The organism is Streptomyces sp. NPDC050564, from assembly GCF_044457265.1.
GTDB lineage: Bacteria > Actinomycetota > Actinomycetes > Streptomycetales > Streptomycetaceae > Streptomyces.
The window spans coordinates 439,024-454,896 of sequence record NZ_JBITGS010000002.1; the positions used below are offsets into that span (position 1 = coordinate 439,024).

A 15,873-nucleotide genomic window follows, 5' to 3' on the forward strand; every position below is an offset into this window, starting at 1 on the left:
AGCGGGACCTGTGACCCCTGCGACCTATCCGTACATACGGCGCATCGCGAAGTCGACCATCTGCTCGACGGCCTTGGCATCGAAGACCATCCGGTGCTCGCCCTCCATGTCGAGCACGAAACCGTAGCCGGTCGGCAGTAGGTCGATCACCTCGGCACCGGTGATCACGAAGTACTTGGACTCCTTGCCGGCGTACCGGCGCAGCTCCTTGAGCGAGGTGAACATCGGAATCACCGGCTGCTGGGTGTTGTGCAGCGCGAGGAATCCGGGGTTGTCGCCGCGCGGGCAGTACACCTTCGACGTCGCGAAGACCTGCTGGAAGTCCTCGGCGGACATCGACCCCGTGGTGAACGCGCGGACCCCGTCCGCGAGGGACGGTGGGGACGGCTCCGGGTACAGCGGGGGCTGCTGGCCGTAGCCGCCGGGCATCTGCCCGCCCGGCATCTGCTGCTGCGGCGGGACGTACCCCTGCTGGGCGCCTGCGCTCTGGTCGTAGCCGTACATGCGTCAAAGAGTAGTGGGCCACATATGGACCATCAGGGGTTGATTCTTATTACTGACGGGTAGCATCATCGTAGCTACTTGTTGGTACGTGAACTAGGTGCGAGGAGTCAGTGCCTCGCCGATCCCTTAACGGAGCCGTCGCCATGGGGCACTACAAGTCGAATCTCCGCGACATCGAGTTCAACCTCTTCGAGGTGCTCGGGCGCGACAAGCTGTACGGCACCGGCCCGTTCGCGGAGATGGACACGGACACCGCCAAGAGCATCCTCGAGGAGCTGACGCGCCTCTCGGAGAACGAGCTGGCCGAGTCCTTCGCGGACGCCGACCGCAACCCGCCGGTCTTCGACCCGGAGACCAACACGGCGCCCGTACCCGAGTCCTTCAAGAAGAGCTACAAGGCCTTCATGGAATCCGAGTACTGGCGCCTCGGCCTGCCCGAGGAGATCGGCGGCACCACCTCGCCCCGCTCCCTGATCTGGGCGTACGCGGAGCTCGTGCTCGGCGCCAACCCGGCGGTCTGGATGTACTCCTCCGGCCCGGCCTTCGCGGGCATCCTCTACGAGGAGGGCAACGAGGTCCAGAAGCACATCGCGAAGATCGCCGTCGAGAAGCAGTGGGGCTCCACCATGGTGCTCACCGAGCCGGACGCCGGCTCGGACGTGGGCGCGGGCCGCACCAAGGCGGTCCAGCAGGAGGACGGCTCCTGGCACATCGAGGGCGTGAAGCGCTTCATCACCTCCGGTGAGCACGACATGGAGGAGAACATCCTCCACTACGTCCTCGCCCGCCCCGAGGGCGCCGGCCCCGGTACCAAGGGCCTGTCCCTCTTCCTCGTCCCGAAGTACCTCTTCGACTTCGAGACCGGCGAGCTGGGCGAGCGCAACGGCGCCTACGCGACGAACGTCGAGCACAAGATGGGCCTGAAGGCCTCCAACACCTGCGAGATGACCTTCGGCGACCGCCATCCGGCCAAGGGCTGGCTGATCGGCGACAAGCACGACGGCATCCGCCAGATGTTCCGCATCATCGAGTTCGCCCGCATGATGGTCGGCACGAAGGCGATCTCCACGCTGTCGACGGGCTACCTGAACGCCCTCGAGTACGCCAAGGAGCGCGTCCAGGGCCCCGACCTGGCGCAGTTCATGGACAAGACCGCACCCAAGGTCACCATCACGCACCACCCGGACGTGCGCCGCTCGCTGATGACGCAGAAGGCGTACGCGGAGGGCATGCGCGCTCTGGTGCTGCACACCGCCGCGATCCAGGACGAGATCCAGGTCAAGGAGGCCGCCGGCGAGGACACCGCCGCCCTCGAGGCCCTCAACGACCTGCTTCTGCCGATCGTCAAGGGCTACGGCTCCGAGAAGGGCTACGAGCAGCTCGCCCAGTCGCTGCAGACCTTCGGCGGCTCCGGCTTCCTGCAGGAGTACCCGATCGAGCAGTACATCCGCGACGCCAAGATCGACACCCTGTACGAGGGCACGACGGCGATCCAGGGCCAGGACTTCTTCTTCCGGAAGATCGTCCGCAACCAGGGCACGGCGCTGAACTCCCTCGCCGAGGACATCAAGAAGTTCCTGGCGCTCGGCACCGGCGGCGAGGATCTCTCCACCGCCCGTGAGCAGCTCGCCAAGGCGGCCGTCGAGCTGGAGGCCATCGTCGGCCTGATGCTCACCGACCTCGCGGCCACCGAGCAGGACGTCAAGAACATCTACAAGGTGGGCCTGAACACGACTCGCCTGCTGATGGCCTCCGGCGACGTGGTCGTCGGCTACCTGCTGCTGCGCGGCGCTGCCGTGGCCGCCGAGAAGCTGGAGACGGCCTCCGCCAAGGACAAGCCCTTCTACACCGGCAAGATCGCGGCCGCGAAGTTCTTCGCCGCGAACGTCCTGCCGGGCGTCACCGGCGCCCGCAAGCTCGCCGAGGGCGTGGAGCTGGACCTGATGGAGCTGGACGAGGCGGCGTTCTAAGAAATCACCCGCCGTGGCTGCGGGCCGTCGCACCGCGAGGGGCGACCGCCCGCCGGTCCTGGCCGCAGGCAGTCGTGCCGCTGGGGCGACAGCCCACCCACCCGCACAGCTGCGGGCGCGCACGCCGACCTTGCCCGGTGCGCGGCGTCGGGGTTGCCGTCGGATGGGTGCGCTCACCGGCGCCGGGCAGGGTGCCGCTCTCTTCGGGACGGGTGCCGCCCCTCGCGGCACACCTGCCCGTAGCCAGGACGGTGATCTGCGCGCCCGGCGCGATCACCCCACCCGGGACCGGGTGGGGCGACTGACCGGACCCTGTCCGTCCAGTCAGTCGCCCCACCCTCCACATCCCCCTTACGAGGGCCCGCTCCCATCCTTGGGGAGTGGGCCTTTGTGCGTCGTTAAGGTGAACCCATGAGTGCACCCTCCCGCTTCGATCGCGGCCATACCGACGACCTCATGTCCTTCCTGGCGGCGAGCCCGACGCCGTACCACGCGGTGGCGAACGCCGCCGAGCGGCTGGAGAAGGCCGGATTCCGTCAGGTCGCCGAGACCGACGCATGGGAGGGCACGAGCGGCGGGAAGTACGTGCTGCGCGGCGGCGCGATCGTGGCCTGGTACGTGCCGGAGGGCGCCGCGCCGCACACCCCGTTCCGGATCGTGGGCGCACACACCGACTCCCCGAACCTGCGGGTCAAGCCGCTGCCGGACAGCGGCGCGCACGGCTGGCGGCAGGTGGCCGTGGAGATCTACGGCGGACCGCTGCTGAACTCCTGGCTGGACCGCGACCTCGGCCTCGCGGGACGCCTGTCGCTACGGGACGGCTCGACCCGCCTGGTGAACATCGACCGCGCCCTGCTGCGCGTGCCCCAACTCGCCGTCCACCTCGACCGTTCCGTCAGCACCGACGGGCTCAAGCTCGACAAGCAGCGTCATCTGCAGCCCATCTGGGGCCTCGGTGACCCCCGCGAGGGCGACCTGATCGCCTTCCTGGAGGAGGAGCTGGGGCTCGCCACGGGCGAGGTCACCGGCTGGGACCTGATGACCCACTCCATCGAGCGGCCCTCCTACCTCGGCCGTGACAAGGAGCTGGTGGCGGGCCCGCGCATGGACAACCTGCTCTCCCTGCACGCGGGTACGGCGGCGCTGGTCACGGCGGCGGCGGGCGACTCCGGGCTCCCGTACATCCCCGTACTCGCGGGCTTCGACCACGAGGAGAACGGCTCGCAGAGCGACACCGGTGCCGACGGGCCGCTGCTCGGCAGCGTGCTGGAGCGCTCGGTGTTCGCGCGCGGCGGATCGTACGAGGACCGGGCGCGCGCCTTCGCGGGCACGGTCTGTCTGTCCTCCGACACCGGCCACGCCGTCCACCCCAACTACGCCGAGCGGCACGACCCCACGCATCACCCGCGTGCCAACGGCGGCCCCATCCTCAAGGTGAACGTCAACAACCGCTACGCCACGGACGGTTCGGGCCGCGCGATCTTCGCCGCCACCTGCGAGAAGGCCGGAGTGCCCTTCCAGTCCTTCGTCTCCAACAACGCGATGCCCTGCGGCACCACCATCGGCCCCATCACCGCGGCCCGGCACGGCATCAAGACCGTCGACATCGGCGTGGCCATCCTCTCCATGCACAGCGCCCGCGAACTCTGCGGCGCCGACGACCCGTTCCTGCTGGCCAACGCGCTGGTGGCGTTCTTGGAGGGATAGTCCTGCGTCGTTCCCCCACGGCGATTCCGCATGGCCCGTGGGGTCGCGGGTACTCGGCTCCCGCCCGGAACACCTGGACCGGGCAGGGAGGCGAGACTTATGGGCCTGGGCGGATGCATCATCCTGATCGCCGCGGGCGCGATCCTCACGTTCGCGACCGACTGGAACATGCAGGGAGTCAACCTCGACCTGGTCGGGGTCATCTTCATGATCGTCGGGCTGATCGGCGTGGCGACGTTCAGCAGCATCGCCCGGCGCAGGCGGGTGGTCGTGCCGCCGGCCACCCCGGTGGTCGAGGAGGAACGACACCACCGGGGCGGCTACAACGACGGATACGGCGTGTAAGCGCTCGAGTCCGGCCGTACGTCAGTCGTCCATGCCCGCGAGGACGAGCGGCAGCCGGTCCGCACCGCCCTCGGTGAGGCGGACCGGTACGCCCCAGTCCTGCTGGTGGACATGGCAGGCCGGGTACTCGTTGGCGGGGTCGTCGTCGCAGGACGCCGCCATCGCGGAGACGTGCAGAACCCCTTCGGTGACAGCCGGGTTCAGCTCCAGGGCGCGGAAGAGATCGGTTCCCGCGCCCTCGCCCTCGATCAGCAGCTCGGGCGGGGTCGAGGAGACCAGCAGCCGGGTGGACGGCCCGTAGCGGGTGTCCAGCTTCTGGCCGGCCGGCGCCTGGAAGATGACGTCCAACCGGATGCCGCCCGGGGCGACTTCGGTGGCCGCGCGCTGTGTGCGGTGGGCGACCGACTCGACCCGCACGGCCTCCTCGGGGAGCCGCAGCCGGGTCAGCCGGTGGCGGGCGGACTCGACGACCACGATGTCGTCGCCGACGAGCACCGCGTCGCTCGGCTCCCGCAAGTCCGTGGCCAGCGTGGTCACTTCACCGGTCGCCGGGTCGAAGCGGCGCAGCGCGTGGTTGTACGTGTCGCTCACCGCCACCGAGCCGTCCGGGAGCGCGGTGACGCCCAACGGGTGCTGGAGCAACGCCTGTTCGGCCGCTCCGTCGCGATGCCCGAAGTCGAAGAGTCCGGTGCCGACGGCGGTGTGCACGACACCGTCGAGGTCGACCCAGCGCAGCGCGGACGTCTCGGAGTCGGCCAGCCAGAGCCGGTCGGCGGTGGCGGCGAGCCCCGACGGCTGCGCGAACCAGGCCTCGGCCCCCGGCCCGTCGACGAGCCCCTCGTTGGTCGTACCGGCGGCGGCCCCGACGGTCTTGTCGGCCGGGTCGTACGCCCAGAGCTGGTGCACACCGGCCATGGCGATCCACACGCGCCCGCCGAACACGGCCACGTCCCACGGCGAGGACAGGTCGACCGACCGCGCGGGCCCGGACGTCGGCGAGCCCTGCCACCACTGGCGGCCCGTCCCCGCGAGCGTCGTGACCTCGCCGGTCGCGAGATCGAGGCGACGCAGAGCGTGGTTCACGGTATCGGCGACGACCACGGCCCCGTCGTCCAGCAGCGCCAGCCCCTGCGGCTCGCTGAACCCGGCCGCCTCGGCCGCGCCGTCCACCAAGCCCCGTACCCCGGATCCGATACGCCGTACGACGGTCTCGCCGTCGGCCTCCAGCTCCACCAGCTGATGCCGGGTCGTGTCGCTGACCAGCAGGTTCCCGCTCGGCAGGGCGAGCGCCTTGCCGGGGAACCGGAGCGTCGTGGGCTCGGGCTCCGGCGCCACGTACGGTCCGTCGCCGCGCCGTAGGGTGCCCTTCGTCGCGTGCTCGGCCTCCAGTTCCTCCACCAGCCGGGCGATCGCGTGAGCATGCCCCTCGCCGGCGTGCTGTGCGACGACGTACCCCTCGGGGTCGATCACGACGAGCGTCGGCCAGGCGCGTACGGCGTACTGCTTCCAGGTCGCGAGCTCGGGGTCGTCGAGGACCGGGTGTTCCACCCCGTACCGCTCGACCGCGTCGACGACCGCCTGATGCTCGGCCTCGTGCACGAACTTCGGCGAGTGCACTCCGATGATCACCACCGTGTCCCGGTGCTTCTCCTCCAGCTCCCGCAGCTCGTCCAGGACGTGCAAGCAGTTGATGCAGCAGAACGTCCAGAAATCGAGGACGACGATGCGTCCTCGCAGGTCGGCGAGCGTGAGTTCCTTGCCTCCGGTGTTCAGCCAGCCGCCCTTGCCGGTCAGCTCGGGGGCACGGACACGGACACGGCGGGGCTTGGGCGCGGGGGTGGGCGCCGGGACGGAGTCGTTCATGGTTCAAGCTTGCCATTCGCCCATGAACGCCGGATCACGCCCGTACGACTCGGGTGACCTCTCCAGGCGGGATGAGTCATTCCCTGCCTCCGCCCTCAAGCCAGGGGGAGGCCACAGATTGCTTACGGCACTCGCCCGGCATCGAGGATGCCGATACGTCCTCGCAGGTCGGCGGGGGTGTCCTGGGCATCTCCCGTATTTCGTCTCCCGCCGCGGAGCACTGGCACGACGGTCACCGAGTGTGCCCGTTCGGCCACCGGATGCGCACGGCCCGGGACGGAGAGATGCTCTAGTCACGCAGGGGGGCCACTGCGAAGGAGCAGTTTCCATGGGACGCAAGCCCAAGAACCCCGGTATGCACGAATCCGGCACGCCCGATTCCCAGATGCGCGAGTCCGGCACGAGCGCCGCCGCCGTGCGGGACCGCGGCGGCAAGCGGATGCGGGACGACGACCGGACGGAGCACCGCGGGCCGGGCTCCGGCATACGGGACGACCACGGGCGCGAGTCGGACATGCGTGACTCCGACATGCGTGAGCGCGCCATCCGCGACGACCACCCCGTCGAGGACGAGGACGACATGCGTCGGGACGGCTTCTAGCAGCCGCGCCGCAGCACGCGTCGAGTCCCCCGCCGCAATGGCAGCGGGGGACTCGACCACGTCCGCGCTCAGGCCAGCGCGCGCCCCGTCGTCGCGTCCACGTGGTCCGGCACCTCGTCGTGGCGGTCGCCGACCGTGAGGGTGCCCGTGGGTTCGAACATCAGGATCGCGGCGCCGGCCGGGGCGTACGGCTTGTGCTCGGTGCCACGCGGGACGGTGAAGACCGAGCCCTTGGGGAGGACGACGGCGCGCTCGCCGTCCGGGTCCCGCAGCGCGATGGTCAGCTCGCCCTCCAGGACCAGGAAGAACTCGTCCGTGTGGTCGTGGACGTGCCAGACGTGGTCGCCCTCGACCTTGGCGATGCGTACGTCGTAGTCATTGACGGCGGTGACGATGCGGGGGCTCCACAGGTCGGTGAAGGAGGCCAGGGCGGCGGAGAGGGAGACGGGTTCGCCGCGCAGGGCGGGTGCGCTGCGCGGGGCGGATTCGCTGATCGGCTCGGGTTCGCTGCTCATAGGGGGATCCTCGGCGGTGGCCGCGCCTCGCCGCGAGTGCTAGAAATCGCATATGCCGCAAGGATCCTCTCAGGCGCCGCCCCGTGGCGTGCCTCACCGCGGGGCCGCCCACCGCGTCGTCCTCGTGGTCGACGAGAACTCGAATCCCTTCGAGATGAGCTGCGCCATCGAGATCTTCGGGCTGCGCAGGCCCGAACTCGGGCGGGAGCTGTACGACTTCCGGCTGTGCGCCGCCGAGCCACGCACCCGGATGCGGGACGGGTTCTTCACGCTCACCGATGTCGCCGGGCTCGACGCCGCCGAGAGCGCGGACACGCTGATCGTGCCGAACCGGCCCGACACCGACGCCCCGCGCTCCCCCGAGGTGCTGGACGCCGCACGCCGGGCGCACGAGCGGGGCGCCCGGCTCATCGGTTTCTGCTCCGGCGCGTTCACGATCGCGGAGGCCGGACTGCTGGACGGGCGGCGGGCGGCCTGCCACTGGATGTGGGCGGAGTCCTTCCGGACGCGGTTTCCGCGGGTACGCCTGGAGCCGGACGTCCTCTTCGTCGACGACGGGGACATCCTCACCGCCTCCGGCAGCGCGTCCGCGCTGGATCTCGGGCTGCACGTCGTACGGCGCGACCACGGCGCGGAGATCGCCAACGCGGTCTCCCGCCGGCTGGTCTTCGCCGCCCATCGCGACGGCGGTCAGCGCCAGTTCGTCGAGCGGCCGGTGCCCGACGTACCGGACGAGTCCCTCGCACCCCTGCTGGCCTGGGCGCAGGAGCGGCTCGGCGAACCGCTGACGGTCGCGGACCTGGCGACGCGGGCGGCGCTCAGCCCGGCGACGCTGCACCGGCGCTTCCGCGCCCAGCTGGGGACGACCCCCCTCGCGTGGCTCACCGGCGAGCGGGTCGCGCTCGCCTGCCGACTCATCGAGCGCGGCGAGGAACGACTGGACGTGGTGGCGGAACGCAGCGGTCTGGGGACCGCCGCGAACCTGCGGGCGCGACTGCGCCAGGCGACCGGACTCAGCCCGTCGGCCTACCGACGGCGTTTCGGACCGCCCACCGGGGAACCGGTGAGGGCATGAGATACCTCGTACGCGACCGGCTCCTCGGCTTCGGTGAGGACTACTGGATCGAGGACGACCGCGGCAACAAGGTCTTCCTCGTCGACGGCAAGGCCATGCGGCTGCGGGACACCTTCGAGCTGAAGGACACCCGCGGGCGGGTCCTGATCGACATCCACCAGAAGATGCTCGCGCTGCGCGACACGATGATCATCGAGCGGGACGGCGATCCCCTGGCGACCATCAAGCGCAAACGCCTGTCCCTGCTCCGCAACCACTACCGTGTGTCCCTCGTCGACGGCACCGAACTCGACGTCAGCGGCAAGATCCTCGACCGCGAGTTCGCCATCGACTACGACAACGAACTCCTCGCCCAGATCTCCCGCCGCTGGCTCCACATCCGCGAGACGTACGGCGTCGACGTCGTACGCGACGACACCGACCCCGCCTTGCTGATCGCGGTGGCGGTATGCGTCATCCACTTGGCGGAGAAGGAACGGTCGGAGGACTGACGCCGGCTCGGCTGCGAACAGGCGTGCGGCGAGGGACGGCGCCCCACCCATCCGTCACAGCTGCGGGCAGTCGTGCCGCTGGAGCGGCACCCCGTACAGCGCCGGGCTGCGCAACCCACCCCGAGCTCGGCGCCGACGCCGGATGCCGAAGCAATCAGCGGCGAGGAGCGGCAAGCCCCAGCAACCGGTCCTTCAGCGCAGGGAACTGCTCCCGCGTGGTCGCGACCTTCGCGGGGTCGAAGTCCACGGTGAGGACCTCCTCCCCGGCCCCCGCCTCGGCGAGAACCTCCCCCCACGGGTCGACCACGATCGAGTGCCCCGCCTGCGGAACTCCCGCATGCGTGCCCGCAGTCCCGCAGGCCAGCACGAACGCCTGATTCTCCACGGCCCGCGCCTGCGCAAGCAGCGTCCAGTGCGAGCGCCTCCGCTCGGGCCATCCCGCGGGGATGACAAATGTCTCGGCGCCCGCGTCGACAAGTCCGCGGAAGAGCTCCGGGAACCGCAGGTCGTAGCACGTGGCAACCCCGACCACCGTCTGCGGCAGCCGCACCGTCACCAGCTCGGCCCCCGCCCCCATCAGCACGGCCTCGCCCTTGTCGAAGCCGAACCGATGGATCTTCCGGTAGGCCGCGGCGAGTTCACCGGAGGGCGAGAAGACGAGAGAGGTGTTGTACAGGGGCCCCTCGCCCGCGGCGGAGCCGCTGTCCGATGCCGTCCGCTCGGGAATCGAGCCCGCGTGCAGCCACACTCCCGCGTCGCTCGCCGCCTTGGCCATCACCTCGTACGTGGGCCCCTCCAGCGGCTCGGCCTCCGCCCCGAACCCCTCGTACGCGAACGCCCCGGTCGTCCACAGCTCGGGCAGCACCACGAGATCGGCACCGGCTTGTTCTCGTACGAGAGCCGCCACACGCTGCCGACGCGCATCGACCGATTCCGCCTCGTTTACGTCGATCTGGAGGAGAGAGGCGCGCACACTACCACCGTCCTGGCATTCGAGCCGTCCATACGGGCCTACGATCGTCACACGAAAGCACTGCCGGGGTGCCTCACAGCAGCGTAACTTAGCGTCCCAAGACACCCGCTGCCTGTGCACTGCCCGCGCCCAACCGCCCGAGGGGTCCCGTTCCGTGAGTCTGCATCCCAGCCTTCAGTCCTACGCCGACGCCTGGACCCACTCGATCGAAGCGATATCAGAGCTGGTGCAGCCCCTTGTGGAAGGCGAGTGGAACCGGCGGACCCCGTGCCCCGGCTGGTCCGTCCGCGACCTCGTCTCGCACGTCATCGGGATGGACTGCGAAATGCTCGGCGACCCGCGGCCGATCCACACGCTCCCCCGCGACCTGTACCACGTGACGAACGAGCACCAGCGGTACATGGAGATGCAGGTCGACGTACGCCGCCACCACACCGCGCCGGAGATGACCTCCGAGCTGGAGTACACGATCATCCGCCGCAACCGTCAGCTGCGGAACGAGTCCCGGCAGCCCGACACCAAGGTGCGCGGCCCCCTCGGCACCGAGATCACCCTCGAACAGGCCATGCGCAACCGCGCGTTCGACGTCTGGGTGCACGAGCAGGACCTCCGCGCCACCCTCGGCCGGCCGGGCAACCTCGACTCCCCGGGCGCGCAGATCGTCCGCGACGAACTCCTCGCCGCGCTCCCGAAGGTGGTCGCCAAGGACGCCGGCGCCCCGGCGAACTCGGCGGTCGTCTTCGACGTCCACGGGCCGGTCGAGTTCCTCCGCACGGTCCGCGTCGACGCCGACGGACGCGGCTCCATAGACGGCGCCCCCTCTCTCGGCCCGGCCGCCTCCCTCGCCCTCGACTGGGAAACCTTCGTCCGCCTGACCTGCGGCCGCGTCCACGCCGACGCCGTCGCGGACCGCATCAAGGCAGAGGGTGACCCGGACCTGACGGCAGCGATCCTCAGGTCACTGGCCATCACGCAGTAGGACATTCTCGGCCCGTCCGGCGTTCGAGGGCGAGGCCGTCAAGGCCGAAGCGGGGGGTCTGGGGGCGCGGCAGCCCTCCAGATACGGGACGGGCAGGGGCGGGGGGGGCGAAAAGAACTACTGCCGCCGCCCCCGCGAACCTACCCTTCCCCCCATGACCGATCCCGCGGCCCCACCCCGCCTCACCCGCCTCACCTTTCACGGCCCCCTCTCCGAGGCACGAGCAACGCGCCTGGTGCAGCGCTTGACCCGAATAAACCCCACCACCGTGCTCGACATCGGCTGTGGCTGGGCCGAGCTGATGCTCCGTCTCCTGGCCGCCGCCCCCGGCGCGAAGGGCATCGGCATCGACCTGAACGCCGATGACCTGGACCGCGGCCGACGCAACGCGGTGCAGCGAGGGCTGGCGAACAGGGTCGAGTTCGTCGAGGAGTCCGCGCTCGGCACGGCTCACGGCCCCGCCGACGTCGTCCTTTGTCTCGGTGCCGGCCACGCCCTCAGCGAGGCCGAACCCCCCGGGCACACCGTCGAAGCTCTTCGCGAGCTGCGCCGCCTCGTCAGCGACGACGGCCGCGTACTGCTCGGCGAGGGGTTCTGGCAGCGCACGCCCACACCCGCCGAGCTGTCCGGGATGTGGCCGGGCGCCTCGGCGGACGAGCAGTACGAACTCCCGGCACTCGTCGATCTCGCCGTCGCGGCCGGTTTCCGGCCCGAGTGGATCGAGACGGCCTCCCCGGAGGAGTGGGAGGAGTTCGAGTCGGGCTACCAGGCGGACGCGGAGGTGTGGCTCGCCGGCCACCCCGACCACCCCCTCGCGGCCGAGACCCGGGAACGTCTGGACCGCCACCGCCGCGCGTGGATGGGCTACCGCGGCGTCCTGGGCCTGGCCTACCTCACGCTGGTCCCCACGACCTGACGTAGCACTGCGCATTGACGCACCGCGGCCCACTGGGCCTACTGACGCATCGCTGGGCCGTACGCACCGCTACGCAGGCACGTGCACCGTCTCCACCCGGCTCGCGACCAACCGCTCCCGCTCCCTGCGAGCCGCCTGCTTCCGCAACCGGAAGATCTGGCTCAGGCCGACCGTCTGGAGGACGAACACGGCGGCGAAGGCGACGCGGTAGTTGTCGCCGGTCGCGTCGAGGAGCACGCCGATGGCCAGCAAGGTCGTCATGGAGGCGACGAAACCGCCCATGTTGGTGATACCGGAGGCGGTGCCCTGACGCTCGGGTGGGTTGGCGGGCCGGGCGAAGTCGAAGCCGATCATCGAGGCCGGCCCGCAGGCCCCCAGCACGACGCACAGCACGATCAACAACCACATCGGGTCGTGCTCGGCGGGATAGGCCAACGCCGCCGCCCAGACGATCGCCGTCGCCGTCACCGTGCCGAGCGCCAGCGGAAGCCGCGCCGCGTGATGCCGGGCGACGATCTGCCCGTAGATCAGGCCGACCACCATGTTGGAGAGGACGACGAGCGTCAGCAGCTCACCGGCCGTCGCCCGGCTCAGCCCCTGCGCCTCGACCAGGAACGGCAGGCCCCACAGCAGCAGGAACACCATCGCCGGGAACTGCGTCGTGAAGTGCACCCACAGGCCGAGCCGCGTGCCGGGCTCCCGCCAGGACGCGGCGATCTGGCGACGGACGTATGCGGCCCCCTGGTGCGGGAACGGCTCCGGCTCGTGTCCGTCGGGGTGGTCCTTCAGGAACAACAGCAGGAGTACGAGGACCACGACGCCGGCGAGGGCGCTGCCCGCGAACGCCGCTGTCCAGCCCACCCCGTGCAGCAGCCTCGCGATGACGAGGGTCGAGACCAGGTTGCCCGCCATGCCGACCAGACCGGCGAGCTGCGCCACCATCGGACCGCGCCGGGCCGGGAACCAGCGGGTGCCGAGCCGCAGCACGCTGATGAACGTCATCGCGTCACCGCAGCCCAGCAGCGCGCGCGAGGCCAGCGCCATGCCGTACGAGGAGGAGAACGCGAAGCCCAACTGCCCGGTCGTGAACAGCAGGACGCCGATGGTCAGCACCTTCTTCGTGCCGAGCCGGTCGACCAGCAGGCCGACGGGTATCTGCATGCCCGCGTAGACGAGGAGTTGGAGGATCGAGAAGGTGGACAGCGCGGAGGCGCCCACCTGGAAGCGGTCGGCGGCGTCGAGGCCGGCCACCCCCAGCGACGTACGGAAGATGACGGCGACGAAGTAGACGGAGACACCGATGCCCCAGACGGCGATCGCGCGCCGGCCGCCGGGCGGGTCTCCGGGCAGCGACAGGGCGGAGCTGGAGCTCATCGGACCTCGCCCCGCGCCAGGTTGGAGAACCAGGAGACGTGCCGGTGAATGATGCCGACGACCACTTCCGCGTCGCCGGAGCGCAGCGCTTCGAGGATCTGCTGGTGCTCGGCGAGCGTCTTGGTGATCCGGTCGGGGTGCGCGTGCATGACGGCGACTCCCATCCTCAACTGCCGGTCGCGGAGCTGGTCGTAGAGCCGGGAGAGGATCTCGTTGCCGCCGCTGCGGACGATCTCCGCGTGGAAGCAGCGGTCGGTGATCGCGGCTCCCGCCAGATCCCCGGCGGCGGCCTGCTCCCTCTGCTGCGCCAGCAACTCCTCCAGCCGTGCGATGAGCTGGGGAGAAGCCGGCACGGCCTTGCGCGCGGCATGCTCCTCGACGAGCTGCCGGGTCTCGACCACATCCGCGATCTCCTGTGCGGAGACGGGCAGGACGAGCGCGCCCTTCTTCGGGTAGAGCTTGATCAGCCCCTCGACCTCCAGCCGGAGCAGCGCCTCGCGCACCGGCGTGCGCGAGACCCCCACGGCCTCGGCGAGCTCGCCCTCGGTGAGCAGCGTCCCACCCTCGTAACGGCGTTCCAGCACACCCTGCTTGACGTGCGCGTAGACACGGTCGGCGGCGGGGGGTTGCTTCATGGACTGCTTCAGCGACTGGTTCGCGGGCACGGATGGGGCTGAGGGCATGCGCACATCATAGATACAACACGTACCCATGGCCGCGAGCATTCCAGCATGCGGACCACGGGAGATGCCCATGGATCACGCGACGCTCCCGATGTAACCCGCGTCACAAAATTCTCACCCCTTCGCCGTACATCCCTTTCCGCGCCTCACTGGTCCGTACGTGAGACGGCACTGCCATGTGTCGTTCTCCCAGGGGCATTTCGGGCATTCGGAGCGTTCATTTTGATTACCGGCATTAAGGGCACGCGTTTCCGCAGGGCCGCCGCTGTGACTCTCACGACCGGCGCCGTGCTGGCCGCCGGCGCCTTCGGCGCAGCGCCCGCGGGCGCCGTGACCACGCCCACGATCGCCGCCGCGGGCGGCTACGTGATGAACAACGGCACGGGCACGACCCTCTACACCAAGGCCGCGGACACCCGCCGTTCCACCGGCTCCACCACCAAGATCATGACCGCCAAGGTGGTGCTGGCCCAGTCGAACCTCAACCTGGACGCCAAGGTCACCATCCAGAAGGCGTACAGCGACTATGTCGTCGCCAACAACGCCTCCCAGGCGCACCTGATCGTCGGCGACAAGGTGACGGTCCGTCAGCTCCTGTACGGGCTGATGCTGCCGTCCGGCTGTGACGCCGCCTACGCACTCGCCGACAAGTTCGGCAGCGGCACGACCCGCGCCGCGCGCGTGAAGTCGTTCATCGGCAAGATGAACACCGCCGCGCAGAACCTCCACCTGACGAATACGCACTTCGACTCGTTCGACGGCATCGGCCACGGCTCGAACTACTCGACGCCGCGCGACCTGACGAAGATCGCCAGCAGCGCGATGAAGAACACCACCTTCAAGTCGATCGTGAAGACGGTGACCACGAAGCAGAAGGTCACCACCCAGAGCGGCGGCTACCGCTACTACACCTGGGAGAACACCAACAAGCCACTGCTGACCGGCTACACCGGCACGATCGGCGTCAAGACCGGTTCCGGTCCCGAGGCCAAGTACTGCCTCGTCTTCGCCGCCACCCGCGACGGCAAGACGGTCATCGGCACGGTCCTCGCCTCCACGTCCATCGACGCCCGCACGGCGGACGCGAAGAAGCTGCTGACCTACGGCTTCGCCAAGTAGCCGAGGCACACGGACCTTCACCCAGGAGGCCCGCGCACACGACGAAGAGGGCCTGCCGCGAGCCGCGCGGCAGGCCCTCTTCGTCTCTACGGGATCAGCCGTGCATGAGCGGCGAGCCGTACAGCTCCTTGGTGATCGCGCCCTTGCCGTCACCCTCGATGTCGTACACGACCGTCGAGTCCGAGGACCAGTACAGGTCCTTGTTGTACGTCACCGACGGCACGGTGCAGGTGCTCGCGGGACCGGGCTCACCGGGGCCCGAGTAGTCGTTGTTGAACAGGGCCGTCCAGTCGCACGTCTTCGAGGCCACGATCGTGTCGCTGCCGCCCGAGTCCGTACGCGACTCGACCCGCGTGGTGATCTTGAACGAGGTGAATCTCTTGCTGTTGTCGATCACCTGGTCGTCGACGATATTCCAGGTGACGTTGCTCGACGCGGTCATCTTCCCCGAGGTCACGTCGGCACAGTTCTCTATGTAGTACGTCGTCTCGGGCTTCTGGCCCGGGAAAACAATGTTGAACTGGTGCGCGAACGCATCCGAGCACGAGCTGACCGCGGCCGCCGGAGAGGCGAACGCGATACCGCCGGCGAGCGCGCCGCCCACGAGGGCGAACGTGGCGAGAGACTTGCCCATCGTCAGGGACTTTCCAACCGTCAAGGGATTTCCTTTCGAGTAGGGCCCACGTCCGAAAAAATGGGCCCGCCGAACCACTTCCGAGTCGGCGGGCTCGAGCGCTTTTCCCCCCGCCAGCTGCCGA

At 69.7% G+C, this 15,873-nt stretch carries 16 protein-coding genes; 9 read left to right on the forward strand and 7 right to left on the reverse strand.

The window, feature by feature from the left end; translation table 11 throughout:
* Positions 1-24 precede the first annotated feature (24 nt).
* Entirely contained in the window at positions 25-504 is a 480-nt protein-coding gene (locus ACIBK0_RS05535) for an SseB family protein (protein WP_399075893.1), read from the reverse strand.
* Positions 505-647: 143 nt separating this feature from the next.
* On the opposite strand from ACIBK0_RS05535, the gene ACIBK0_RS05540 reads away from it, so the two are divergent.
* From ACIBK0_RS05540 to ACIBK0_RS05550, 3 genes are all read left to right on the forward strand, one after another.
* On the forward strand, positions 648-2,474 hold the full coding sequence (locus tag ACIBK0_RS05540) for an acyl-CoA dehydrogenase (RefSeq protein ID WP_399075895.1): 1,827 nt from the start codon (positions 648-650) through the stop codon (positions 2,472-2,474).
* Between the two features lie 411 nt (positions 2,475-2,885).
* A complete protein-coding gene (locus ACIBK0_RS05545) occupies positions 2,886-4,181 on the forward strand; it encodes a M18 family aminopeptidase (protein ID WP_399075897.1) in 1,296 nt (431 codons plus the stop codon).
* 99 nt (positions 4,182-4,280) lie between these two features.
* Positions 4,281-4,526 (forward strand): DUF6458 family protein, encoded by a 246-nt coding sequence (locus ACIBK0_RS05550; protein ID WP_399075899.1) that lies wholly within the window; start codon positions 4,281-4,283, stop codon positions 4,524-4,526.
* A gap of 21 nt (positions 4,527-4,547) precedes the next feature.
* On the opposite strand, the gene ACIBK0_RS05555 is transcribed toward ACIBK0_RS05550, so the two are convergent.
* The gene (locus ACIBK0_RS05555; RefSeq protein ID WP_399075901.1) at positions 4,548-6,389 is read right to left on the reverse strand and encodes a thioredoxin-like domain-containing protein; all 1,842 of its coding nucleotides are present in this window, start codon (positions 6,387-6,389) and stop codon (positions 4,548-4,550) included.
* Positions 6,390-6,717: 328 nt separating this feature from the next.
* Between ACIBK0_RS05555 and ACIBK0_RS05560 the strand changes: the two genes are divergently transcribed.
* Positions 6,718-6,990, forward strand: a complete 273-nt coding sequence (locus tag ACIBK0_RS05560) for a hypothetical protein (protein WP_399075903.1) — start codon at positions 6,718-6,720, stop codon at positions 6,988-6,990.
* A 68-nt stretch (positions 6,991-7,058) separates the two neighbouring features.
* Here the strand turns inward: ACIBK0_RS05560 and ACIBK0_RS05565 are convergent, their stop codons facing one another.
* The gene (locus ACIBK0_RS05565) at positions 7,059-7,451 is read right to left on the reverse strand and encodes a cupin domain-containing protein (RefSeq protein WP_399076059.1); all 393 of its coding nucleotides are present in this window, start codon (positions 7,449-7,451) and stop codon (positions 7,059-7,061) included.
* Between the two features lie 106 nt (positions 7,452-7,557).
* Here ACIBK0_RS05565 and ACIBK0_RS05570 point away from each other — a divergent pair, with 106 nt between their 5' ends.
* Positions 7,558-8,580: a GlxA family transcriptional regulator gene (locus tag ACIBK0_RS05570; protein ID WP_399075905.1), complete on the forward strand. Its 1,023-nt coding sequence runs from the start codon at positions 7,558-7,560 to the stop codon at positions 8,578-8,580.
* A complete protein-coding gene (locus ACIBK0_RS05575) occupies positions 8,577-9,071 on the forward strand; it encodes an LURP-one-related/scramblase family protein (RefSeq protein ID WP_399075907.1) in 495 nt (164 codons plus the stop codon). The genes ACIBK0_RS05570 and ACIBK0_RS05575 overlap by 4 nt, the downstream gene beginning before the upstream one ends.
* Positions 9,072-9,225: 154 nt before the next feature.
* On the opposite strand, the gene ACIBK0_RS05580 is transcribed toward ACIBK0_RS05575, so the two are convergent.
* Positions 9,226-10,044 carry a carbon-nitrogen family hydrolase gene (locus ACIBK0_RS05580; protein ID WP_399075908.1) on the reverse strand — a complete coding sequence of 273 codons (819 nt, stop codon included), beginning with the start codon at positions 10,042-10,044 and terminating at the stop codon, positions 9,226-9,228.
* A 154-nt stretch (positions 10,045-10,198) separates the two neighbouring features.
* Here ACIBK0_RS05580 and ACIBK0_RS05585 point away from each other — a divergent pair, with 154 nt between their 5' ends.
* Together ACIBK0_RS05585 and ACIBK0_RS05590 are read left to right on the forward strand one after the other, a co-directional pair.
* Positions 10,199-11,023, forward strand: coding sequence for a maleylpyruvate isomerase family mycothiol-dependent enzyme (locus ACIBK0_RS05585; RefSeq protein WP_399075910.1), 825 nt, complete (start codon positions 10,199-10,201; stop codon positions 11,021-11,023).
* Between the two features lie 154 nt (positions 11,024-11,177).
* Entirely contained in the window at positions 11,178-11,939 is a 762-nt protein-coding gene (locus ACIBK0_RS05590) for an SAM-dependent methyltransferase (protein ID WP_399075912.1), read from the forward strand.
* A 69-nt stretch (positions 11,940-12,008) separates the two neighbouring features.
* On the opposite strand, the gene ACIBK0_RS05595 is transcribed toward ACIBK0_RS05590, so the two are convergent.
* Together ACIBK0_RS05595 and ACIBK0_RS05600 are read right to left on the reverse strand one after the other, a co-directional pair.
* Positions 12,009-13,313, reverse strand: coding sequence for a nitrate/nitrite transporter (locus ACIBK0_RS05595; protein ID WP_399075914.1), 1,305 nt, complete (start codon positions 13,311-13,313; stop codon positions 12,009-12,011).
* The gene (locus ACIBK0_RS05600; RefSeq protein ID WP_399075916.1) at positions 13,310-13,996 is read right to left on the reverse strand and encodes a GntR family transcriptional regulator; all 687 of its coding nucleotides are present in this window, start codon (positions 13,994-13,996) and stop codon (positions 13,310-13,312) included. The genes ACIBK0_RS05595 and ACIBK0_RS05600 overlap by 4 nt, the downstream gene beginning before the upstream one ends.
* A 222-nt stretch (positions 13,997-14,218) precedes the next feature.
* Between ACIBK0_RS05600 and ACIBK0_RS05605 the strand changes: the two genes are divergently transcribed.
* Positions 14,219-15,115 carry a D-alanyl-D-alanine carboxypeptidase family protein gene (locus tag ACIBK0_RS05605; RefSeq protein WP_399075918.1) on the forward strand — a complete coding sequence of 299 codons (897 nt, stop codon included), beginning with the start codon at positions 14,219-14,221 and terminating at the stop codon, positions 15,113-15,115.
* A gap of 94 nt (positions 15,116-15,209) precedes the next feature.
* Here ACIBK0_RS05605 and ACIBK0_RS05610 read toward each other — a convergent pair whose 3' ends face one another.
* Positions 15,210-15,773, reverse strand: coding sequence for a hypothetical protein (locus tag ACIBK0_RS05610; protein WP_399075920.1), 564 nt, complete (start codon positions 15,771-15,773; stop codon positions 15,210-15,212).
* Positions 15,774-15,873 lie beyond the last annotated feature (100 nt).

Excerpts from the sequence above, each read along its gene's own strand:
- ACIBK0_RS05560 (WP_399075903.1), top strand. The coding sequence starts at position 6,718 with ATGGGACGCAAGCCCAAGAACCCCGGTATGCACGAATCCGGCACGCCC.
- ACIBK0_RS05600 (WP_399075916.1), bottom strand. The coding sequence starts at position 13,996 with ATGCCCTCAGCCCCATCCGTGCCCGCGAACCAGTCGCTGAAGCAGTCC.
- ACIBK0_RS05550 (WP_399075899.1), top strand. The coding sequence starts at position 4,281 with ATGGGCCTGGGCGGATGCATCATCCTGATCGCCGCGGGCGCGATCCTC.
- ACIBK0_RS05575 (WP_399075907.1), top strand. The coding sequence starts at position 8,577 with ATGAGATACCTCGTACGCGACCGGCTCCTCGGCTTCGGTGAGGACTAC.
- ACIBK0_RS05540 (WP_399075895.1), top strand. The coding sequence starts at position 648 with ATGGGGCACTACAAGTCGAATCTCCGCGACATCGAGTTCAACCTCTTC.
- ACIBK0_RS05535 (WP_399075893.1), bottom strand. The coding sequence starts at position 504 with ATGTACGGCTACGACCAGAGCGCAGGCGCCCAGCAGGGGTACGTCCCG.
- ACIBK0_RS05595 (WP_399075914.1), bottom strand. The coding sequence starts at position 13,313 with ATGAGCTCCAGCTCCGCCCTGTCGCTGCCCGGAGACCCGCCCGGCGGC.
- ACIBK0_RS05590 (WP_399075912.1), top strand. The coding sequence starts at position 11,178 with ATGACCGATCCCGCGGCCCCACCCCGCCTCACCCGCCTCACCTTTCAC.
- ACIBK0_RS05545 (WP_399075897.1), top strand. The coding sequence starts at position 2,886 with ATGAGTGCACCCTCCCGCTTCGATCGCGGCCATACCGACGACCTCATG.
- ACIBK0_RS05570 (WP_399075905.1), top strand. The coding sequence starts at position 7,558 with ATGCCGCAAGGATCCTCTCAGGCGCCGCCCCGTGGCGTGCCTCACCGC.
- ACIBK0_RS05555 (WP_399075901.1), bottom strand. The coding sequence starts at position 6,389 with ATGAACGACTCCGTCCCGGCGCCCACCCCCGCGCCCAAGCCCCGCCGT.